At 70.8% G+C, this 22,115-nt stretch carries 14 protein-coding genes and 5 tRNA genes; 8 read left to right on the forward strand and 11 right to left on the reverse strand.

Translation table 11 applies throughout. The features are described from left to right. Positions 1 to 6: 6 nt before the first annotated feature. From AB0K03_RS14730 to AB0K03_RS14740, 3 genes are all read right to left on the reverse strand, one after another. Positions 7 to 783 (reverse strand): sulfite exporter TauE/SafE family protein, encoded by a 777-nt coding sequence (locus AB0K03_RS14730; RefSeq protein ID WP_364684443.1) that lies wholly within the window; start codon positions 781 to 783, stop codon positions 7 to 9. Positions 784 to 834: 51 nt separating this feature from the next. Beyond that, the gene (locus tag AB0K03_RS14735; RefSeq protein WP_364684445.1) at positions 835 to 1,425 is read right to left on the reverse strand and encodes a rhodanese-like domain-containing protein; all 591 of its coding nucleotides are present in this window, start codon (positions 1,423 to 1,425) and stop codon (positions 835 to 837) included. A gap of 167 nt (positions 1,426 to 1,592) precedes the next feature. After that, a complete protein-coding gene (locus AB0K03_RS14740; RefSeq protein ID WP_364684447.1) occupies positions 1,593 to 1,862 on the reverse strand; it encodes a metal-sensitive transcriptional regulator in 270 nt (89 codons plus the stop codon). A 287-nt stretch (positions 1,863 to 2,149) separates the two neighbouring features. Between AB0K03_RS14740 and AB0K03_RS14745 the strand changes: the two genes are divergently transcribed. From AB0K03_RS14745 to AB0K03_RS14780, 8 genes are all read left to right on the forward strand, one after another. Continuing rightward, positions 2,150 to 3,778: an FAD-dependent oxidoreductase gene (locus AB0K03_RS14745; RefSeq protein WP_364684449.1), complete on the forward strand. Its 1,629-nt coding sequence runs from the start codon at positions 2,150 to 2,152 to the stop codon at positions 3,776 to 3,778. Between the two features lie 537 nt (positions 3,779 to 4,315). Beyond that, complete coding sequence (locus tag AB0K03_RS14750) at positions 4,316 to 9,169, forward strand: ricin-type beta-trefoil lectin domain protein (protein ID WP_364684451.1); 4,854 nt, start codon at positions 4,316 to 4,318, stop codon at positions 9,167 to 9,169. Positions 9,170 to 9,183: 14 nt separating this feature from the next. Beyond that, positions 9,184 to 10,266 carry a hypothetical protein gene (locus AB0K03_RS14755; protein WP_364684453.1) on the forward strand — a complete coding sequence of 361 codons (1,083 nt, stop codon included), beginning with the start codon at positions 9,184 to 9,186 and terminating at the stop codon, positions 10,264 to 10,266. A gap of 154 nt (positions 10,267 to 10,420) precedes the next feature. Further along, entirely contained in the window at positions 10,421 to 11,260 is an 840-nt protein-coding gene (locus AB0K03_RS14760; RefSeq protein WP_364684455.1) for an alpha/beta hydrolase, read from the forward strand. Then, positions 11,260 to 11,682, forward strand: a complete 423-nt coding sequence (locus AB0K03_RS14765) for a Dabb family protein (RefSeq protein ID WP_364684457.1) — start codon at positions 11,260 to 11,262, stop codon at positions 11,680 to 11,682. Before AB0K03_RS14760 ends, AB0K03_RS14765 begins: the two co-directional genes overlap by 1 nt. An 88-nt stretch (positions 11,683 to 11,770) precedes the next feature. Then, complete coding sequence (locus AB0K03_RS14770) at positions 11,771 to 13,363, forward strand: alpha/beta fold hydrolase (protein WP_364684458.1); 1,593 nt, start codon at positions 11,771 to 11,773, stop codon at positions 13,361 to 13,363. 74 nt (positions 13,364 to 13,437) lie between these two features. Further along, entirely contained in the window at positions 13,438 to 14,613 is a 1,176-nt protein-coding gene (locus AB0K03_RS14775; RefSeq protein ID WP_364684460.1) for an FIST N-terminal domain-containing protein, read from the forward strand. A 19-nt stretch (positions 14,614 to 14,632) separates the two neighbouring features. After that, positions 14,633 to 17,299, forward strand: coding sequence for an EAL domain-containing protein (locus AB0K03_RS14780; protein WP_364684462.1), 2,667 nt, complete (start codon positions 14,633 to 14,635; stop codon positions 17,297 to 17,299). A gap of 22 nt (positions 17,300 to 17,321) precedes the next feature. Here AB0K03_RS14780 and AB0K03_RS14785 read toward each other — a convergent pair whose 3' ends face one another. The 8 genes from AB0K03_RS14785 to AB0K03_RS14820 all read right to left on the reverse strand — a co-directional run bounded on the left by AB0K03_RS14785 (position 17,322) and on the right by AB0K03_RS14820 (position 22,065). Then, positions 17,322 to 17,789 carry a hypothetical protein gene (locus tag AB0K03_RS14785; RefSeq protein WP_364684464.1) on the reverse strand — a complete coding sequence of 156 codons (468 nt, stop codon included), beginning with the start codon at positions 17,787 to 17,789 and terminating at the stop codon, positions 17,322 to 17,324. A gap of 124 nt (positions 17,790 to 17,913) precedes the next feature. Continuing rightward, a tRNA-Tyr gene (locus AB0K03_RS14790) sits at positions 17,914 to 17,994 on the reverse strand. A gap of 11 nt (positions 17,995 to 18,005) precedes the next feature. Further along, positions 18,006 to 18,078: transfer RNA gene (locus tag AB0K03_RS14795), tRNA-Leu, on the reverse strand. Positions 18,079 to 18,120: 42 nt separating this feature from the next. Beyond that, positions 18,121 to 18,193: transfer RNA gene (locus AB0K03_RS14800), tRNA-Leu, on the reverse strand. 28 nt (positions 18,194 to 18,221) lie between these two features. Beyond that, positions 18,222 to 18,294, reverse strand: a tRNA-Gln gene (locus AB0K03_RS14805). Positions 18,295 to 18,389: 95 nt separating this feature from the next. Next, positions 18,390 to 18,461 (reverse strand) — tRNA-Ala (locus tag AB0K03_RS14810). Positions 18,462 to 18,758: 297 nt separating this feature from the next. Then, entirely contained in the window at positions 18,759 to 20,351 is a 1,593-nt protein-coding gene (locus AB0K03_RS14815) for a cellulose binding domain-containing protein (RefSeq protein WP_364684862.1), read from the reverse strand. Positions 20,352 to 20,553: 202 nt separating this feature from the next. After that, on the reverse strand, positions 20,554 to 22,065 hold the full coding sequence (locus AB0K03_RS14820) for an FG-GAP repeat protein (RefSeq protein ID WP_364684466.1): 1,512 nt from the start codon (positions 22,063 to 22,065) through the stop codon (positions 20,554 to 20,556). Positions 22,066 to 22,115: the final 50 nt, after the last annotated feature.

Consider the following 22,115-nt stretch of genomic DNA (forward strand, 5'->3'; position numbering starts at 1 on the left):
GGGCGATCAGGCTGTGACGGGATTGACGATTGCCTGAACGGCGACGAAGGCGGCGATGGCGAAGACGAGCCACGCGAAGGCGCGCTGCAGCCGCTCGGTGGGCAACCGGCCGGCGATCCGGCCGGCAACGAGGGAACTGGTGATGGCGGCGAGAGTGAACGCCGCGGCGATGCGGTAGTCGATGGTCGCGTCACCGGCATGTGCGGCGAACCCGGCGGCGGAGTTGACCACGATGATGACCAACGAGGTGGCGACCGCGACGGGCATGCTCAGGCCGAGGAGCAGGACCAGCGCGGGAATGATGAGGAAGCCGCCGCCGACGCCGAACAGGCCGGTGAGGAAGCCGACGCCGAGGCCGGCGGCGACGGATCTGGGCAGGCAGCCGCGCCAGTTGACCCCGCCGCCCGGCAGGGCGCAGTCGCCGCCGGAGTCGCCGGTGTCGCGCAACATCCGGATCCCGGCGACGACCATGAGGGCGGCGAAGCCGATCAGGACGAGGCGCGGGTCGAGCAGGCGGTTGACGGCGGCGCCGGCGAAGGCCGCGGTGGCGCCGGTGCCGCCGACGATGGCCGCGATGCGCCACTGCACCAGCCCGGCCCGGAGCCGCGGGAGCAGGGCGGTGGCCGACGAGATGCCGACCACCAGCAGCGAGGTGGGTACGGCGGCGGCCAAGGTGAGGCCGGCGCCGTAGACCAGGGCGGGAACGGCGAGGATCGAGCCGCCGCCGCCGAGCAGGCCGAGCAGGATGCCGATGAGCGCGCCGAACCCGATCGCGGCGATCATGACGGGCTCCGGCCGGGCCGGCGGCGGCTGCTGCGGTGACACCGCACGCGGCTACCGCCGGTCCGTGCTGAGTGCGGCGACGACCTGGTCGAGGTCGGTGCGCGGCCCGCGGTTGTAGGGCAGCTTGGCCAGCAGCATGCCCATCGCACACGTGTTGGTCAGCGCCGCGAACGTGAGTCCGGCGCCGATGAACGCGGCCACCCACTTCACCGGCTCGACGACGGCGCTGATGAGGACGGCGAGCAGGACGATGCCGCCGGCGACCAGGCGAACCTGTCGTTCCAGGTCCCAGCGCGGCGTGCCGGTGGTGACCGGGGCGTGGGCGGCCTGCCAGGCCACGATGCCGCCGGTGAGCACCCGCAGGTTCGGCAAGCCGGCCCCGGCCAGGGCCTGTTCGGCCTGGGTGGCGCGTTGCCCGGAGCGGCAGACCAGCACGACCTGCTCATCCAGGTGGTTGCGCAGTTCGTCGCGGTGCTCGCGAAGCAGGTCCAGGGGCACGTTGTAGGAGCCGGGAACGTGCGCGGTCTCGAACTCCGCCGGGGTGCGCACGTCGATCAGCCGCGGCGCGTGGCCGGTGGCGAGCAGATGTTGCAGTGCGGGGACGTCGAGGCTGGCCGGGGTGCCGGTCGGCGTGGTCGTCATAGGTGTGCGGTACTCCCGTTCGGTTTGCGGAAACGATGGGTAGGCCGGTCTTGGTCGCGTCGGCGCAGGCGTCGTCCTGCCCGGAGTGCCGGGCGGCGACCCGGTTGACTCGTCGAGCGGCAGGGTCTCCGCACCTGGCAGACGGCCCTCGGCGGGCTGCGGGTGGGTCAGGAGAGCAAGAGGAACAGCTTCTCGAGTTCTTCGTCGCTCATCGGCGGTTCCTCGCCGCGCTCGCGGGCGGCCTGGCACTCCCGCATGCCCGTCGCGATGATCTTGAACCCGGCCCGGTCGACGGCGCTGGACGCCGCGGCCAACTGGGTGAGGACCCGCGTGCAGTCCTCACCGTTCTCGATCATGGCGATCACCGCGCCGAGCTGTCCCTGCGCCCGCTTGAGCCGGGTCAGGGCGTCCTTGAGCAGGACCGGACTCATCTCCATGAGCACCCACCTCCAGAATCACGACACCCGAGCGGATGCCCCGAAGGCCCGAAATGGGTGACAGCCCTGCCGTCGGAGCGCTGCAAGGTTCAGCCCGCCTTCGCGCCTCATCAACATACCCCTAGGGGTATTAATTCCGGCAAGGTGCTGCGGATCGCACCGGCTGAACAGGTGCGCTACCTGCTGCTCGACGCAAGAACTAAGGCCGTTCGGCCTCCATCCGAAGATACCCCCATGGGTATCTTCGGGCGTGGTCGTCGCGGGCGCGGCGGGGAAGCGAGAGTCAGATGAAGATCGTCATCGTGGGTGCCGTGGCCGGCGGGATGTCGGCGGCGACGCGGCTGCGCCGCCTCGACCCTGCGGCCGAGATCGTGGTGTTCGAGCGCGGCGATCACGTCTCGTACGCCAACTGCGGCCTGCCCTACCACGTCGGCGGTGTGATCGCCGACCGGCAGGCGCTGCTGCTGCAGACGCCCGACAGCCTGCACGCCCGCTTCGACCTCGACGTTCGCGTGCGCGCGGAGGTGACCGCGATCGACCGCGCCCGTCAGCTCGTCCGGGTCCGGGAGGCCGGCGGCCGGGAGTACGAGGAGCGCTACGACCGGCTGATCCTCAGTCCTGGCGCGGCACCGTTCGTCCCGGACCTGGCCGGCATCGAACGAGCCCTGACCCTGCGGTCGGTCAGCGACGCCGACCGGCTCACGGCCCTGCTCGCCGATCAACAGCCTCGCACCGCCGTCGTGGCCGGCGGCGGCTTCATCGGCCTGGAGACCGCCGAGAACCTGCGCCGCCGAGGACTGCAGGTCAGCGTCGTAGAACTCGACCGGCAGGTGCTCACCCCACTGGATGCGGAAATGGTCACCGCAGTACATGCCGAACTGCGCCGCCACGGCGTCACCCTGCACCTCGGCGGAGCCCTGACCAAGGTGCTGCCCGACGCCGTGCAACTCGCAGACGGGCAACTCCTCGACGCCGACCTGGTCGTCCTCGCCATCGGCGTACGCCCCGAGACCCGCCTGGCTCGCGCCGCCGGGCTGGCCATCGGCCCGCGCGGCGGCATCGCCGTCGACGAAACCATGCGCACCAGCGACCCGCACATCTACGCCGTCGGCGACGCCGTCGAGAAGACCGACCACCTCAGCGGTGAACCGGCGCTGATTCCCCTCGCCAACACCGCCAACCGGCAGGGCCGCCTGGTCGCCGACGTGATCGCCGGTCGTCCCGTACGCCTGGCCGGACGGATCGGCACCGCCATCGTGCAGGTCTTCGACCTGACCGTGGCCGTCACCGGCTGGAACGAGAAACGACTCCGGGCCGCGGGCCGCCCCTACCAGGCGATCCACACGCACCCGGCCTCGCACGCCGGCTACTACCCCGGCGCCCAGAGCATGACGCTCAAGCTGCTGTTCGACCCGCGCGACGGACGCATCCTGGGTGCCCAAGCCGTCGGCGGCGAAGGTGTGGACAAGCGCATCGACATCATCGCCACGGCCATGCGTGCCGGCCTGACCGCCGACCAGCTCGCCGACTTGGAACTCGCCTACGCGCCCGCGTACGGCTCAGCCAAAGACCCGATCAACATGCTCGGCTACATCGCGGACAACCTGCTCACCGACCGGCAGCGCGCCGTCCAGTGGCATGAACTCGACGCCGCCCTCGCCGCCGGGGCCACCCTGATCGACGTACGCACCGCAGCCGAGCACGCCTCCGGGCACATCCTCGGATCGATCAACCTGCCGCTCGACGAACTCCGCGCGCGCCTGCATGAAGCCCCCGACGGCGACCTCATCGTGTACTGCCACGTGGGCCAGCGCGGCCACACCGCCACCACCCTGCTCACCGGTCTCGGTCGCTCAGCCGCCAACCTCGACGGTGGCTACCGCACATGGCGCGCCGGTCACCCGACCGACGGGTAGGCCGGCGTGGCCCTTGCCGGGTTTGCCGCCGTGTGGAGCACCGGTGGTGCCGGCGCGCCGAGAGGACACTGAAGGTGCACAGCCGGGAAGTGAGGCCGGCGGCGCCGCGTGGCCGGCGGGTGATCCGGACTTCGTGTACCGGTTGTCCGACGAGACGGGTAGCCACCGCCATCACCGCGCCTCGCGACCGGCGGCACAGCGGCGCGATCGCCCGCGCCGAGACCGCGCACACCCGCGCCGCCCTCGTCGCGCGGCGCGCTGGGCTACGCCAGACGCGAACTTGACAGGTGCACCAGCAATACCTACTGAACATGACGACGCCCCATGCGCTGCACCCGACCGGGCAACCCACCGGACCATCGGATACGAACCTGAACGATGTCCTGTCCGCGATGCTGGTCGCACTTCGGCATCAACATCGAGGTAGGCAAGATCATGCATGGACTTTTCCGAGGCCGGCACCGATCATGTGACGGCGCGTCCATCGACGTGAGCTTCGCGGGGGAGCCGCCGGACGCGCGGTGAAGGAGCGCGTCCATGCACCTGCGTGCATTCCGTCGGCTTCCACTCGGGCTGGCGCTGGCCGTCGCCGCGACGTTCGGAGTGGGTCAGCTTCCCCATCTCGCCTCACCCGCCGTTGCGGCCAGCGGTGACGCTGCGGATCAGGCTGCCGCTCAGCTTCGGCAGGACGAGTGTCTCCTGTCCAATGCGCTGCGCCTCGGCGGGCCGGCCGCCAAGCAGGCGGCCCTGACCGGGCTCGACGGCACTCCGGCGGCTCTGCACGCCGCGGCGGACCCGGCGTACTGGAATTCCACGCCGCTGGCGAAGGCCTACGCCACCGACCACGCCGCCCAGATGGCGAAGCTCGACCAGCTGAAGACCTTCAGCTCGAACCTTCTCAAGGTGAACGGGACGCTCTCCCTCGGCACGCTGGAGACCCCGCAGGCGATGCCGAACGGGCCGGCCAACCCGTGGAACGCCGTCAGTCCCCACGTCACCGACCCGTTCAAGGAGATCGGCCTCTCCACGTGGGTGGCGCAGCAATACTGGACCACCGAAGGCAGCTTCTACGAGGACCCGACGCCGCTTGCTTCCGCGGATTCCGTTGCCGCGCTCACGGCCCTCGGCAATTCGCGCTATCACGATCCCGCGGACACGGACCCGAATTTCCAGCAGAACCTGCGGGAGTACCTGGCCTGGCAGGACATGAGCTTCATGCACGGCTACCACGCGGACGACACCCGGATCGTGCTGGAGAACGGCGGCTTCCCGCGTAGCGCTCCGGCAGCCGGCACCGTCGCCTTCCGGGTCGCGGTGGAGCAGCTCAAGGCGAGGTTCGCCAGCTGCGCCTCGAAGACGCCGGCGGACCCCAACCGGGTGCTCAACGCCGAGGTGATGCAGGCGGATCAGGAGTGGCACGCGGAGATCGCCGGGCAGAAGACTCAGCGGAGCGCCATCTACACCGCCAGCATGAAGACCGAGGCCGCGCTCGCCGCCGGCTCGGAGGCGCTCGGCCAGGTGCTGATCGCCGCCCAGCAGGCCAACCTGATGACCTACTGGAACGCGTACTGGTCACCGGGTGGGCCGGGCGTCGTGGGCACGGGACCGATCACCTTCAAGCTCTCCGGTGGCACGTCACTCTGCCTCGACAACAAGGGCGGGACGAACGCCAACAACAACCCGATTCAGGCGTACGCCTGCAAGGCCGCCAGCACGAGCCAGCAGTGGACCCCGTACACGGGCACCAGGCTCGACGGACAGCTGCGCAACACCGCCACCGGCAAGTGTCTGCAGGCGGCGGGCACCACGAGCGGGTCCAAGGTGGTGCTCTACACGTGCAAGGGCGCCGCCAACGAGCGCTGGCAGTACGTGACCACCAAGGGTGTGACCCGGCTCTACAACGTGGGTGCCGGGCTCTGCCTGGGCTTTCCCACGGCAACGTCGGGCCAGGCCGCCACGGTGCGCAAGTGTGACGCCGGCACCTCCCAGAACTTCGCCGTCTCGCAGGACAACTCGACCGACGGCGACAAGTCCCCGTCGTACCCGAAGCCCGCTGATTTCACGAAGGTCAGCCAGGCGCTGACCACCGTCCGCTCCACGGCCAACACGCAGAACCAGATCATCGCTCAGCAGGCCGCGATCGCGGGCCAGCAGGCGACGGTCGTCACCAACGCACAGAATCAGGCGTACGCCATCGCGGACGCCGCGGGTGCGCCGCGCGGACGAGGGCTGCTCTCGGGTCAGCAGGAGGCCCAGGTCGTGCTCGCCTCCTCGGCGGCGCTCACCGCGCTGGCCAAGGCGGGCACCACGGCGTACCAGGCGACCAGCGCGTCGGTCGCCGACAGCCAGACGCTCGCGGCGGCCGCGCAGACGCAGGCGTCGGCGAGCCAGGCGGCGTTCAAGCTGGCGGCGGCGCAGGAGGCCGACAAGCAGGCGAAGGCCGCGGCCGACGGCGCCGCGCAGCAGGCGAAGAATGCGGCCGCCCAGGCCGACACGGCCAAGCAGGCGCTCGCCACCGCGCAGGCGGCCGAGGCGAGGGCGAAGAAGGACGCCGACGTCGCGCACGCCAAGCGGCTGGCGGCGGAGGCGGAGGCGGAGACCGCAGCCGAGAAGAAGGCCGAGGCGGCCGCTCACCAGGCCGATGCCGCGAGAGAGAAGGCCGCGGCGCAGAGCGCTGCCCAGGCGGCACAGAACCAGTTGTCCAGAGCCCAGTCGGCCAAGACCACCGCCCAGCAGAAGGCGGCCGACGCGCAGAAGGCCGATCAGGCCGCCACCGAGGCGTGCCAGCGAGCCTGGGACGCGCAGGCCCGCGCGAACGCGCTGGAAGCCAAGGCTCAGGCGGCGAACGCGCATGCCGACGCCGAGTCCGCCAAGGACGACGCCGGGCAGGCGCGCGCCGCGGCCGACCGGGCCGACGCCGCTGCCGACGCTGCGGAAGCCGACGCCGCGGAAGCCCAGAAGCATGCCGACGCAGCCACCGCCGCCGCCAAGGCAGCCGACGCCGCTGCCACCCAGGCCGAGGCGGCAGCGTCGCGCGCCCAGTCCGACGCAGACGCGGCCGCGGCGGCGAAGGCGGACGCGGACGCGGCCGTACGCGCCGCCGAAGCGGCGGTAGCCACGGCGATCAAGGCCGCGCAGCAGGCCTCCGCCGACGCCGCGGCAGCCCGGCAGGAAGCCGCGAAGGCCGATGCTGATGCGAAGGTGGCGAAGAAGGACGCCGATGACTCGGCCGTGGCGGCGCAGCAGGCGCAGTCGCAGGCGGCCGTCACCGCCGGGTACGCCTACACGACCTCGCAGGCCGCAGCGGCGGCGACCACGGCAGCCCAGGAGGTCACCAAACCCGCCAACGACGCGATCCAGCTCGGCGCGCCGTTTGTGGATCACGACTCGTCCGCGGGTCTCGCCGTGCTCAGCGCCCAGGCAGCCAAGAGCATCGCAGAGCAGCAGCAGGCCGCGGCGCAGGCCAAGGCGGCGCACGCGGCACACGTGGCCGGCGACGCTCAGCAGTTGGCCGACACGGCAACCGGTGACGCGAAAGCAGCGGCGGCGGTCGCGGCCGACGCCGCCGCTCAGGCGGCGCGCGCCGCGGTCTCCGCGCAGCAGGCGCTCGCGTCGGCGGCCGAAGCCGAGAAGTACGCCGCGCAGGCACAGGCTTCGCTCGCGCAGACAAAGGCGTACGACGCCCGTGCCACGGCCGACAGTTCAGCGGCGCAGGCGGCTGCGGACAAGGCGGGCGCGGACGCCCTCGAGGCACGCGCCTCCGCCGACGCCGCCGAGCAGGACGCGGAGGCAGCTCAGCAGGCGGCCGCCGAAGCCCGGAAGGCCGCCGAGCAGGCGCGGCAGGCGGCCAAGGAAGCGGACGCGGCAGCCGACGCCGCCGAGGCCGCCGCGGAGCACGCCGAGGCGCAGGCCGAGTCGGCGCAGCAGGCGGCGCTGCTCGCCCTGCAACAGCAGAACGCCACCTCGGTGGACACCGGCGGCGCCACCGGCGTCGGTGGCGTCTACACCACCCAGGAGATCGAACCGATCGGCAACCCGGTCCCGCTGAACCCTTGCAACATCCCGCCGGGCTACCGGACCTGCAACGTCAAGTTCCTGATCAAGTTCAAGCTCACGGTCAACTTCTACCTCTGCGACGAACCGGGCGCGGGCGACCTCCAGGCCGGAGGCTGCCCCGCCGACAAATCGACGTTCGTGGGCAGCATGGTCCAGGACACCCAGGCCGAGGTCACGAAGACCCTCGACGCGTTCGACATCACGCTCACCGTTGACAAGGCGTTCCTCAAGGCGCTCTGGGACGGGTTCAGCGGCGACTTCGTGAAGTGCTCGCACGGCAGTGTGAGCGGCTGCGCGTGGGCGGCGAGCTGGTTCATCCCCGAGTCGGCGATCCTCGACGCGGTCAAGGCCATCAAGTCGCTGAACCTGGCGCTGCACACCGGCATCGGCATCGCCGACGCATGGAAGGTCGTCGACGGGCTCAAGCTCTCTCCCGAGATCGCGGCCGTGATCCGCGCCGAGGTCGAGGCCGACGAGGCAGCGCTGGCCGGCTGCCGGCTCAACAGCTTCCCGCCCGACACGCCCGTGCGGCAGGCCGACGGGTCGTATCGTCCGGCCGGGGCGGTGCGAGTCGGCGATCAGGTGATGAGCATCGATCCGGCGACGGGGCAGCGTACGGCCTCCGTCGTCAGTGCCACCTACGCGCACGACACCGACCAGTCGCTGCCCACCTTGACGCTGACCGGTGGCGGGAGCCTCGTCACCACACCGGGCCACCGGATCTTCGTCAGTGGGCGGGGGTGGCGGTTCGCCTCCGACGTTCACGTGGGCGACCGGCTCGGTGGTCCGACCGTGGTGTCGATCTCCCCCACCCCGGGCGCCGGGCGCCGTGTCGTCGACTTCACCGTTGCGGGCACGCACAACTTCTTCGTCCGGGCGGGCGCGGTGGATGTGCTCGTGCACAACTGCGGCGACCTCGGCCTCGACGAGGCGGTGGAGGGCGCGCACACCCTGCGGGATCACGTGAACCCCACGGCCGAGGACGCTATCGCCAAGGCGATAGCGGAGACCGCGAAGCAGAAAGACGGGAGAATCGTGCCGACCGCGGTCTGGACGGATCAGGTCACTGCCCAGAGGGCCATCGACCAGGCGATCGTGAAGTACGTGACGAAGTACCCGAAGGGCCTGCAGACATGGTTCGGCAAAGTCGGCAAGGGCGGCAGCGACAAGCTGACCCTGCAAGGATCGTTCGGGAAGGGCACCTCGCTCGGCAAGATTTACTATCCCGACCGCACAGTGGAGAGAGCCGGGAACACTTACACCGTGGTGCTCAAGAGGGTGAAGGGTCACGACCAAGGATTCGTGGTCTACACCGCATATCCGAACCCGCTGTGAGGTGATTGTTGGACGTGCGTGAGCTGGCGGACTCCCTCCGGGCCGCCGAGGTCGATCCCGACCGCTACGTGCTGCTGCCCCTGCTCACCGAGCCGGGCCCGTGGCAGCTGCGGCCGGAGGGAAGCGTCTGGCTCACGCGGAGCGCCGGCCTCTGGCGCGTCGTGGGCGGGGGCATCGGCCCCCACTATGACGCGACCGGAGACCTGTGCACCTTCACCACCGAGGAGCGCGCGTGCGAGACGTTCCTGCGGGAGATGACCGGGCCGACCGAGCCGTTCGCGGCGGAGAAGGCCCGGTTCAGCGCCGACTGCGTGCGGCAGTGGTGGGAGGACGAGGTCCGCATCGCCCTCGAGGACCCCGCCGTGGCGGCCGACCGCAGACGCTGGCGTGAGACGTGGCGCGTGCGTGAGCTGCACGGCCGGCAGCTGATGATGGTCGACGAGGTCGACGAGGCGATGATCGCAGCGGGCGTGCATCGTGAGGCTTTCCAGCTGGAAGGCGTCGACGAGACCGACTCGCCGCGCGAGGGGGCGACCGTCGTGCTGAGCCACGACGACAAGGGTCGCTGGTTCTGGGGGAGGTGGGACACGGACCGGCCGGGTCTTCTCCGCCTGCAGTACCGATTCGAGACCGAGGGAGAGGCTTGTCAGAGCCTCTACCAGGAATGCAGCGGCCCTCTTACGGTGACGGCACCGCTCACCCTCGCTCAGTGGCGCCTGCAGCGATCCGTGGCACTCGACAACCAGGCCGCCGCCGAGCAGTACGACGAGCAACTGCAGTGGCGCCTCCGGAACGAGCCGCCGACGAAGGCCACCGGGCTTCCCGGTTGGCTGACCCACCACGGCGTCGAGCCGGAGCGCTATTGGATCAGCGGGATGACGTGGCGCGAGGCCCAGCCCGACGCCGTCTGTCTGATCAGCGACGGGGCCACCGGTCGATGGCACGCCGAGGGTGGACTGCGGGGCGGCCGTCGAGCGGTGCTGCGCCGGTTCGCCTCCGAGGAGGAGGCGGTCGAGGTCTTTCAGCACGAGCTCACCCGACCGGACGGCGCCCCTTTCACCGCGGAGCCTACGGCAGGTTCGGCCGAAGCCGGCTGAGGAAGTCGCTCGCAGCGCACCGCATGACAGAGGCCGTGACCAGCGAAAGCGGGTCGCGGCCTCTGCTTTTCGTGGTCGGGGGTGTCCCTCCGTTGACAGCAAAAGCTATTGCCATTAGCTTTGAGCTAGCCAACATAGCTAAGCGGAGGCGGAAATGACGGAGTACCTGGTAGTCGACGGCGGCACCCTCGCGTACGAGGTGACCGGCTCCTCGGGGCCGCTCGTCGTGCTGGCTCACGGCATCGGTGACAGTCGGCAGGCGTACCGCTTCGTCGCGCCGGCTCTCGTGGCCGCCGGATACCGGGTCGCCGCCGTGGACCTTCGCGGCTGTGGTGAATCGAGCGCGGGATGGGCGTCCTACAGCCGTACGGATATCGCGGGTGACCTGATCTCGGTCATCAAGCATCTCGGTGGACCGGCTTCACTGGTCGGCCATTCCATCTCGGGTGGCGCGGCCACGATCGCCGCGGCGAAGGAGCCGTCGCTGGTAACGGCGGTGGTCGAGCTGGCGCCGTTCACCCGGAAGCAGCAATTCGCGCTCGGAGATCTGAAGGTGGCCGGTTTTCGGCGCGGGGTGTCTCGCCTGCTCGGAGCTGCGCTGTTCGGCAGTGTCCGGCTGTGGAAGAAGTATCTGGAGAATGCTTACCCCGGGCCGAAGCCGATGGACTGGGACGAGCGGCTCGCCCAGATCGACGCGATGGTGAGCGAGCCGGCCCGGATGAAGGCTCTGCAGCTGATGAGCCGCTCCGCCCCGGTGGACGCCGGTGCTCAGCTGGGCAACGTCCGCTGCCCGGTGCTCGTGGTCGAGGGAACGCTCGACCCGGACTGGGCCTCCCCGCGGGCCGAGGGTGAGGCCGTCGTCGCCGCGTTGCCGTCCGGGTTGGGGCGGCTCGAAATGATCGAGGGTGCGGGTCATTATCCGCACGTCCAATTCCCCTCGCAGGTCGTCGCTCTGCTGTTGTCGTTCCTGAACTCCGTCGAAGGAGAGAAGTGATGATTTACTACGTGGCTCGGTTCACGTTCCGGGAGGCCGTCACGCCGGAGCAGAAAGAAGAGGCTCTGGAACGGCTGCGCGCCCACGGCCGGATCATTCCATCGATCACATTCTCTGTCGTCGGCCGTGACTTCGGTGGCGAGTTCGAATGGGCGGCAGTCTTCGGCATGGAGGATCTGGCCGGGTACGAGGAGCACATGAGACATCCGGAGCACGTCGTCACCGACCGGATGGTGCTGCCGCTGGTGGAACACGGCGTGCGGTTCGACATCGCCGACGACCCGGATCCCGAGGTCGGCGCCAGGATCACCGAGATGCGGCGGCACCGGCTGCGCAACGATGCCGAAGCGGCCGCGCTGGTGGCGGCCATACCGTCGAGCAACGCGGCGACCGACCTGCCCTCACCCGTACGGCCGGCCTGATCGCGGGAGCTCGTGAAAAACGCCGGGGTTGTTCGGAAGGCGAACCCAAGTTACCGTGCGGTAACCCTCTCGGAATCGAGGTTCGTCTATGCGTCGCCTGGTCGCCGCCATGGCCGTGCTCCTCCTCGCCCTCGGAGCCGGCCCCGTCGCCCGCGCCGAAGCCTCCGCCGCGGCCACCCCGGCCCGCGCCGGGGCCGCCGCCTCCTCCACCACTGGTTTCCGCTGGAACGACATCACCGCCACCGACGGTGTGATTCTCAAGTCCAACGTCATCGCGCCCACGGCGCCCGGCCGTCATCCCGGGGTCATCTTCGTCGCGAGCTGGGGACTCAACGACTTCCAGTACCTCGCGCAGGCGAAGAAGCTGGCCGAGAACGGGTACGTCGTTCTCTCGTACACCGCGCGGGGGTTCTGGTTCTCCGGCGGGAAGATCGAGGTCGCCGGGCCGCCGGACATCGCGGACGCTTCGACCGCTGTGGACTGGTTGATCGCGCACACCGCCGTCGACCCGGAGCGGATCGGCATCGCCGGGCTCTCGTACGGTGGCGGCATCAGCCTGCTGGCCGCGGCCCATGACAAGCGACTGCGGGCGGTCGCCGCGATGAGCGGGTGGGCCGACATGGCCGAGTCGATGTCCGGCGAGGAGACGCGCCGCCCGCAGGCCGCCTTCTTCCTGGAAGCGGTTGCCCGGCTCGTGGGGCAACCGTCCGACGAGATGAACCGGATCCTCGCCGACTACTGGGCCGGGCGTAACGACGACTATCGGGAGGAGTGGGCCCGGGGCCGGTCCGTCCGCTACAGCGTCGGGGAGTTGAACGCCAACCACCCGGCGGTCCTCATCGCGCATGCGTACGGCGACAGCATATTCCCGGTCAACCAGATGGTGGACCTGTTCGACCACCTGACCACCCCGCGGCGGCTCGAGCTGGCTCCCGGCGACCATGCCACCGTCGAGGTCTCCGGGCTGCTCGGGTTGCCCAACCACGTCTGGACCAGCCTGCAGAGGTGGCTGGACCACTACCTCAAGGGCGTGGACAACGGCATCGACCGCGAACCGCCCGTGGTGCTGCGCCCGCACGGGTCCGGCCCCGCGGAGTCGTACGCCGGCACCGGCATCGGCACCGTGAAGCGAGAGACCCTCGGCCGGCCCGGCGGCTGGGACAAGACCGGCACCCTGGGCCGCGCGAGCGACCAGGCGTGGTCCTACCAGCTCACGTCGGGCGTCGGCACCACCGCGAACGGAGGCATCGCCCTCGTCAGCAACGGCCTCGAACAGCTGACCGGAGTGCCGCCGACCGTGTGGCTGCCCAGCGTCAACCGCAGGCACGCCGGCGTGTGGGTGTCCGACCGCCAGGCCACCGCGGCGTCAATTCGCGGTGAGGTCCGCGTACATCTGGGCATCGATCCGCACCGGCCCGACGGCACCGTGGTCGCGTACCTCTACGACTTGGACGCCTGGGGGATCGGCCGGCTGATCACGCACGCGCCGACCAGCTGGCACGGCGCCGCCGGCCCGTTCCCCGTCGAGCTGTCCCTCCCGATGACGGCGTACGACGTGCCTGCCGGGCACCAGCTGGCCCTCGTGGTGGACACCAAGGACCCGCTCTACTTCGACAGCAACACCCGGGGCGCGCCGCTCACATTCACCGGCCCTTCCTGGATGGAACTGCCGCTGCGGTAGAACCCGTGGTTCAGGTCGGTTGCCGGAGCCGTGATTCGCTCAGCTCACGCAGGGCGGCTCCGATGGCAGGCGGCATGGAACGCTTGTCCGTGGGATCCGGGTCCAGCAGCCTGGACGACGCCACCGCCGCCGGCGCCGACGCCGCCCGCGCAGCTCTTGCCGCGCTGGGCGGCGTCGAGCCGGGGCTGGTCATCGTCTACGCCTCGATCCGGTACGACTTCGACGCGCTGCTCGCCGCCGTCCGTGGCGTGACCGGCGAGGTCCCGTTGGTCGGTGCCAGTTCCTCCGGCCAGTTCACCGACGGGGACTACCTGCCTCCGGGCTCGGCGGTGAGCGTGATGGTGCTCGGCGCGGGCGTGTACCGGTTCGGCGCCGCCGCGGTCACCGGGATCGGCGCGGACGTCGCGGGGGCCGGGCGCGAGTTGGCCCGGCGCGCGATGGACGCGGCAGGTGGCGACACCACGCCGCACAGCGCGCTGATGATCCTGGCCGACGGCATGGCCGGTGACATGCAGAGCCTGCTCGCGGGGATGTACCGGGTCACCGGCGCCCGAATCCCGGTGGTCGGCGGCGCGGCGGCCGACGACCGCACTTTCTCCGGCCCGTACGTGTTCTTCGGCGACCGGGCGATGCGGGACGCCGCCGTGGCCGTGTGGATCGGCTCCGACCGGCCGCTGCGCGTCGTCTCGAGGCACGGCTGGCAACCGCAGACGCTGCCCATGCTGGTCACGAAGGTCGACGGCGTGGTGGTGGAGGAGATCGACGGCCGCCCCGCCACCGACGTCTTCCACGAGGCGGTCGCGAAGGACACCGCTGCCCGCTCCGAGCTCTTCGCGAATGCCATCGAAGGGTGGCACACCGGGCACTCCTTCGGGCTCATCGAGCCGGACGGCACCCAGCTGATCCGCGCCGGCGTGCTGGGCGAGGACGGCCGGCTGCGGACCTTCGTGCCGCTGCCCGAGTACTGCGCGGTGCAGATCGTCTCGGCCGCCCAGGACGACCTGCTGAAAGCCGGCGAAGAGGTGGTGGACGAGGCGCTGCGCGGCATCGCCGATCCGGCCGTGCTGCTCGTGTTCAGCTGCGTCGCCCGCAGTGACCTGCTCGGCGACCGGGCTGCCGAGGAATCGGCGCTGTTGCACAAGGTTTCCGGTCAGGTGGCCACCTTCGGCTACTACACGTACGGCGAGTTCGCCCGCAGCACCGGTGTCGCCGGATACCACAACGCCACCCTCACCGCCATCGCGCTGTAAGAACTTCAGGGGAATCAGCATGTCCGCGATCACGCAACCCGGGCAGGACGACTCCGACGGGCTCCGGGACCAGCTGGCTGCCGCGACGGCCGCCACCCGCGACGCGTACCGGCAGACCTCGCGCCTGATCCGGGTGCTCACCGTGCTGGGCCGGCCGTCGTCTCCCGCCGAGCTCGTCGACGAGACACTCGACGTGCTGTCCCAGATCTACGCCGCGGACGTCGCCGCCATGGTGCAGACGACCGGTGGGCGGCTCCACGTGACGAGCGCCTGCGGGATTCCCGAGCGCGATCCGGCGTACACGAAAGGATGGCCGCTCGCCGGCGGCGCGGCGCAGGCCTTGACCACCGGCCGGGTGGTCGCGCGGACCGGCGCCGACCTGGACCCGGCCGCCGACCTGCCGCCGTCGATGTCCGACCTGGCGCCGGGCTCGGCGGTCTGGGTGCCGGTCGGTGAGGCGGGCGCGGGCGAGCTCCTGGTGATGTACCGGCTCGGCGAAGGTGGTTTCCCGCCGGGCGACCTGCCGGTGCTCGGCTCGGTGACGGCCCGTCTCGGGCTCGCCGTGGAGGCCCGCCGGCGCAGCGCCGCCGTCGAGCACCTGGCGACCTATGGTCACCGGCTGTCCAGCCGGCTGGACCTGCCGTCGCTCTTCGAAGAAGCCGTACGCCTGCTGCCGACGCTGGTGGACGCGGACCACGCCGGAGTCGCCCGCATCGACGGCGACGTCGCCTACCTCTGCGCGTCCAGCGAGGTCCCCGGCGCGCCGCCGCCGGGCGAGCCGATCCCGGTCACCCACCTGCTCGGGTGGGACACCCTGCGGGCGGGCGAACCGTACGCCACCCAGTACGACGGCCCACCCCTCGACGGGTCCCTCCTCGCCGTCCCGATCGTGCGCGACGACTCCCCGGCCATCGTGCTGTACGCCCTGCGCCGCGATCATCGGCCGTTCCGCCGGGACGCCGTCGAATCCGTGACGATCTTCGGCAACTACGTCGGCGCCGCCATGACCAACGCCGAGCTCTACCGCGCCCTCGGCACCAGCGAGAACCAGCTCCGGCTGATCACCGACTCGGTCAGCGACCTGATCGCCGTCGTCGACGCCGAGGGCCGATTCGCGTACGCCTCCCCGTCGCACGAACGCGAGCTCGGCGTCGCGCCGAAGACGCTGCTGGGCACCGCGGTGATCGATCTCGTGCACAGCTCGGACCGGCCGGCCCTGTCCGCGGCGCTCGCCGGCCCGTCGGATGCCGCCAAGGTGGAGTACCGGCTGCGCACCGGCGACGACACCTGGGTGTGGGTGGAGAGCGCGCTACGCCCGGTGCCGGAGGAGGACACGCTGGTGCTCTCCTCCCGGGTCATCGACGAGCGCCGCCGGCTCGAGGACGAGCTGCGCCGCCGTGCCACCCACGACCCGCTGACCGACCTGGCCAACCGCGCGCTCGTCGCGGAACGGCTCGACGCGGCGCTCGGCCGCGCCGGAGACGACCACGTCGGCCTGCTCTTCTGCGACCTGGACAAGTTCAAGGACGTCAACGACCGGCTCGGCCACGAAGCCGGCGACGAGCTGCTCGTCCGGGTGGCCGACCGGCTGCGCGGATGCGTACGCTCCGTCGACCTGCTCGCCCGGTTCGGCGGCGACGAGTTCGTCATCCTCCTCGACGGCGTCTCGGACCTCGGCGACGTCACCGACATCGGCGACCGGGTGGTCCGCGTCCTCGAATCGCCGTTCTGGCTGCACGGCGAATGGGTGGAGATCTCGGCCAGCGTGGGCGGCGTGCTCGGCGCCCGCGGCCAGTCCCGGTCCGGCGCGATGCTGCGCGACGCCGACGCCGCCATGTACGCCGCCAAGAACGCCGGCCGCGGCCGCGTCCGGGTCTTCGACGAGGACGCGTCGCAGCACAGCCTCGGCCGGCTCGAACTGCGCTCCGACCTGGCCCAGGCCCTCGCCCGCGACGAGCTGACGATCCACTACCAGCCCATCGTCGAGATGGCCGGCAAGCGCATCACCGGCTTCGAGGCCCTCTGCCGCTGGAACCACCCGCGCCGCGGCCCGATCCCGCCGGACGAGTTCATCCCGCTGGCGGAGGAGACCGGCGCCATCGCCGGCATCGGCGAATGGGTGCTCGGCGAGGCCTGCCGCCAGCTGGTCGAATGGCAGCGGCTGCCCGGGTACGAGCACCTGCGCATGAGCATCAACCTGTCGCCGGTCCAGCTCGAGCAACCGGAGGCGGCCGCACACACCCTCGGCGTCATCATCGCGGCCGGAGCCAACCCGTCCGACATCTGGTTCGAGATCACCGAGCACAGCTCCATCCGCCAGGACGTCACCGCCTTCGCCACCACGCTGCGCGCGGCGGGGGTGCATTTCGCCCTCGACGACTTCGGCATGGCCTACTCCAACCTCAGCCACCTCAAGCAACTGCCGGTGGAGATCCTCAAAATCGACAAGTCCTTCGTGGACGGTCTCCCGGCCAAGGACACCGACCGCGGAATCGTACGGGCGGTGCTGGGGATCGCGGAGTCCCTGGGTCTGGCTGTGGTGGCGGAGGGGATCGAGAACGAGGAGCAGCGGGCGGAGTTGCTGGCGCTGAACTGCCGGCAGGGGCAGGGTTATCTGTTCTCGCGGCCGCTCCCGCACGCGGAGGCGACGGCTCTGCTGCGTACGGGAGCACTGATCGCGGCCTGACCGGATACCGGCCGGCCCGACGTCACCGGCGCCATGGCCCGTTGCCTTCGCTCCGTTCGTACCCCCGGCCCGTGACGACCACGTCGTCACCCTGCCGACGCACGTCGTCGACAGTGTTCACCAGGAAGTCGTAGGCGTCACCGCCGGCGGCCGCGTACAGATTGAGGATGTCGAAGTAGAGGTATTCGCGCGCGATCAACGACATGAGATCGGGCCGCCCCCACACCTTGTCGGTGGCGGGCCAACCGGCCGCTGCGAGCGCGATGGTGACCTCATCGTCGTCGGCGCCGAACTTGTCGTAATCGTCGTGGAGCTCGGTGAGGCACTGCTCGAGCTTCTGGTTCAACTGAGCGGAGAACTCCTCGAACGGACAGCGCAGGTCGTAGGCGAAAGCGGTTCGCCCAGGTAACGGCTGCCCGAGGTTCATCGCGCGATAGGCGACCCGGGCGGTGGGGATGACGAAGCCCTCGACTTGAAGCTCAGCCGTCATCCTGCACGCGTTCCCGCCGGCCGACGGGATGACACTATGTCGAAATGGGCGAGTGTCATCCTGCATCCTCGACGACATCGTTCCGGTGTGCTCAGCGTCCGAAGGCCGATCGTATCGGCGTACGTGCGGTAGGAGGGATTCGAACCCTCTCAGCGATGCACCTGCTTTACAGGCAGGCCCGACTCTCCCGCGTCGGCGCTACCGCTTGGGACTGCGTACCCGGGGAGGGATTCGAACCCCCAACCTTCCGACCCTGAATCGGACGCCTCTGCCGTTGGGCTACCCGGGCTCGTGCCGCACCGCCGGCGGTTTCGCCGGCGGCGTTCGTGCGTACCCTCGGCGGGATTCGAACCCGCACCGGCGACGTTCTCGACGTCGTGCCTCTGCCGTTGGGCCACGAGGGTGGGCCGCGCCGCCTGGGGCGGTGCGGAGCTGCGAGCGGAGGGTTCGAACCTCCGATCTCCCGGGTCAGGGCCGGGTGTGCTGCCGGTTGCACCAGCTCGCATCGGCGGGCCGGCGGGGGTAGCGGTCCCGCCGGCCCGGCCATGGCCGGGCGCGAAGCGCGCACCGGGCCGGGGAGGAGAAGCTCATAGCGGTGGGTGGACCCGGACGGATTCGAACCGTCGGCCCCCGGTCTGCCGAACCGGTGCGCTACCGCTGCGCCACGGGCCCGAGAATGGAGAAGCCGCCCGGTCCTCGCATCGAGGGGGCGGCTCGGATGGGTACGCTGCTGCGTTACCCGCTCCGGCGCTCCGGCTGATAGGCGAGGTCGGGCAGGAGTAGCTGAACGGCCCACTGCTGGGCGACGGCGTCGGCGGGCTGCCACGTCATGTCGGTTCATCTCCTCTCGCTCGCCGGTGTTGATGATGATCCTGGACGAATGCGCCGGCGCGGTCAAAGCCTTTTACGGACTGGCCCGGCGCCGCGGGCCGGCCGGCGCCGCGGGGTGCGGCGCCGGCCGGGGTGTGGTCAGGCGGGGGTGCAGGTCGGTGTCATCGCGGCGCTCGTGCCGGTGGCCTGGAAGCCGAATTCCGTGGACTGGCCGGCCGCCACCCGGCCGTTGTACGAGACGTTCGCGAACCGGACGGGTCCGCTCGCGCCGGTACGGGTCGTGTTCCAGCTGCTGGTGATCGTGGCGCCGGCGGGGAGGGTGAGCGCGACGGTCCAGCCGTTGAGGTCCGCGGCGCCGGCGGTGACCTTGACCGTGCCGACGAAGCCGCCGTTCCACGAGTTCACCGAGACGGTGGCGCTGCACCCCACCTGGGACGGCGGCGGGTCGGAGGGGCCGGGCGGCGGGTCGGAAGGGCCGGGGCCGGGCGGCGGGTCGGAGGGGGAGCCCGTGCCGAGGACCGGGGTCTGCCAGTCGCGCCACTCGGCGAGGTTGCCGGCCGCCTTGCTGGAGATGCGCATCGTTCCGGCCGCGTTGCCCGTCTTCAGCAGGAACTTCTGGATGTTCTGCTGCAGGGGCGTACGCCATTCGGGCCGGTTGGCGCAGTGGTTGCCGTCCTGGATGTCGGACCAGTAGGTGATGTTCTCGCCCGCGCCGAGGGCCTTGTAGACCTCCGCGCCGCCCAGTGCCGCCACGCTGGCCGACTTGGGGCCGAGGTTGACGATGTGCGGGTTGTCCATGATGAACAGTCCACGGGGCGCGACCATGGCGACCATCTCGTGCGTGTCGACCGGCAGGCGGGCCGGGCTGCTCGTGAAGGACCCGAAGGCGTCGCCCAGCCAGGGCTGCTCGCCGTACGCGCTGCTCAGGCTCTGTGCGCCCTCGCCCGGGATGCCGCGGAAGATCGGGACGCCGGCGCTGCCCGACTCGATCGGCATGGTCAGCGCGATGCGCTGGTCGAAGGCGCCGATGACGAACGCGCCCTTGCCGAAGCGGGAGCAGCCGGTGACGCCCGTGGCGTCGGCGCGCAGGATCGTGCCGCCGGACTGCTCGATCACGTCGATGATGCGGCTGACGCCCCAGGCCCAGGCCATGAGCAGGCCGGTGCTGCTGGACGAGCCGTAGATGCTGTAGAACGCGCCCTGCTTGTTGGTGCGGGGCGTGCCCTCCTTGCCCACCGCGTACGGGTCGTAGGTGATGATCGCGGCGCCCGCGGCTTTGATCGCGGCGGTGTCGGCGCCGAACCCGCCGAGCACGACGACGGCCGGGAACGGGCCGGAGCCGCCGGGCAGTTCGACCTTGGCGGAGAAACTCGAGCTCTTGCCCTGGTGGGACACGTTCACCGTGATGGTCGTGCTGGTGACCGTGCCCGTGACGGTTTGCGGCTTCGTGGGTTTCTCGCCGTACACGTATCGCTCGGCTTGTTTCTTGATTTCTTCCCGGCGGCACTGCCACTCGGACGCGGTGGTGATGCGGTTGCCGTCGATCTTCTTGAACGGGTCGGGGAGCTTCGCGACGGTGGGTAGCGCGCCGGGGTCGGGCAGGGCGGGCACCGGGCAGCCGGCGCCTTCGTCCTCGACGGTGGCGGCCGCCGGGACGATGTCCGCGGTGGCGATCCGAGGTATCGCGATCACTGCCGCCGCGACCGTGAACGCTGCCGTAAGGGCGATCATCGCCCGGCGGCGCGGTTGTCTGCTCACCGGCGTCTCCTCCCGGAAGGGGAGTGTGGGAACGCTCCCACGTTGCCCACAGTGTCGGCATCCTCATTCACGAGAGTCAATACGCGCGAGGAACTTTCGATGGACTCGGCAGGAGACTCCGGGCCGGAGCTGCGTGGACGTCAATCGAAGACCGACAACGGTGGAGCTGTAACTTTCAGGAGAGGCCGGTTCCGAAGGCGCTGTCCGTCGATGCGCCGCGCGGGAAGTCGGCGCCGGAGATGAAGACGCCGGCCGGCCGGGCGGCACCCTTGGGCGCGCTCGGCAGGACAGTCACGGCACCCTCGTCGGTGTACGTGACCTTCTCCCAGGGCGCGCCCACGACCACGGCTTCGCCTCCGTACGCGTTGATCACCCGGCTCAAGCTGCTGCCGAAGCCGTCGCCGTCCTCGTTGGCGCCCGGCACGCCCGGGGAGTTCTGATCGATGTAGACGGCTCCCGCAGCGGAGGGGCCTGTCGCGGTGCTGTACAAGACGTTCACCGCACCGGTGTAGTCGGCGGACCCGGCCGTCTCCGACCGCACCCCGATGACGAGGTCACGCTTGCCGTCGCGGTTCAGGTCGGCAAGGGTCAGCGCGTCACCGAAGTAGTCGCCGTTCTCGGCGTCACCGGGGATCTGCGGGTTGTCCTGGTCGAAGGCCGGGCCGGCCGCCAGGCCGGACGCCGTTCCCCGGAACACGTGCACCATCCCGGCCCCGCTCTTGGCACCGATGGACTCGGAGGGGACGCCGACGATCAACTCCGCCCGCCCGTCGCCGTCGGTGTCGCCGGCCGCCAGGGCCGCACCGAAGGAGTCGAGCGTCTCCACGGCGCCGGGTACGCCGGGCGAATCCTGGTCCCACCACGTCGAATTCGCGGTGACGAGGCCGGCCGAGGTGCCCGAGAAGACGACGACCCCGCCGGCGTCGTAGTGGGTGCCGATGCCCTCGCCGCGCGCCCCGACGGCCAGATCGCTGCGGCCGTCGCCGTTGAAGTCCCCCGCGGCCAGGTTCCAGCCGAACACGTCGCCCGGCTCCGCGACGCCGGGAACGCCGGGACTGTCCTGGTCGATCCATTGGGCGCCGGCATCGGTGATTCCGGTGCTGCTGCCGTACAGCACGCCGAAGGCGCCGTGGTTGTCGCCGGTCCACGGTGCTCCGGCGGCCACGTCGTCGAAGCCGTCGCCGTTGAAGTCACCCGACTCCAGATCCAGGCTGAAGCCGGAACCGTACGCGCCGCCGGGCTGGATCGCGGTGCGGTCGAACCCGGCGGAGTTCGTCGTGGTGAGGCCGGACGCACTCCCGTACAGCACCAGCATGTCGCTTGCCGAGGCCGCACTGATCGCCAGGTCGGCGTAGCAGTCGCCGTTGAAGTAGCCGGACGCGAGCGCCTCGCCCAGCCGGGCGCTGCCCCCGAACCGGTTCTTCGGGATGCCCGGCGCTCGGCCGTCGAAGCCGACCGAGCGGCGGCCCTTCCCGAGGCCCGTGGCGGAGCCGTACGAGACGTCGACGACGCCCTGCCAGTTGATGTCCCCCACCGGCTGATACGTCCGCGGGGCGCCGATGGCGAGGTCGCCGTACCCGTCGCCGTCGAAGTCACTGGGCACCCGGGCGCAGGCGGCGGACGCGGCGGACGACACCGGGAGGACGAGGAACGGCGCGACGAGGGCCGCGACCACGAATCGACGCATGGGGCTGTCTCCATAGCTCAAGATCGCCGGAGCATACCGGGGACGACCGC

The organism is Actinoplanes sp. NPDC049316 (assembly GCF_040677315.1).
Classification (GTDB): domain Bacteria; phylum Actinomycetota; class Actinomycetes; order Mycobacteriales; family Micromonosporaceae; genus Actinoplanes.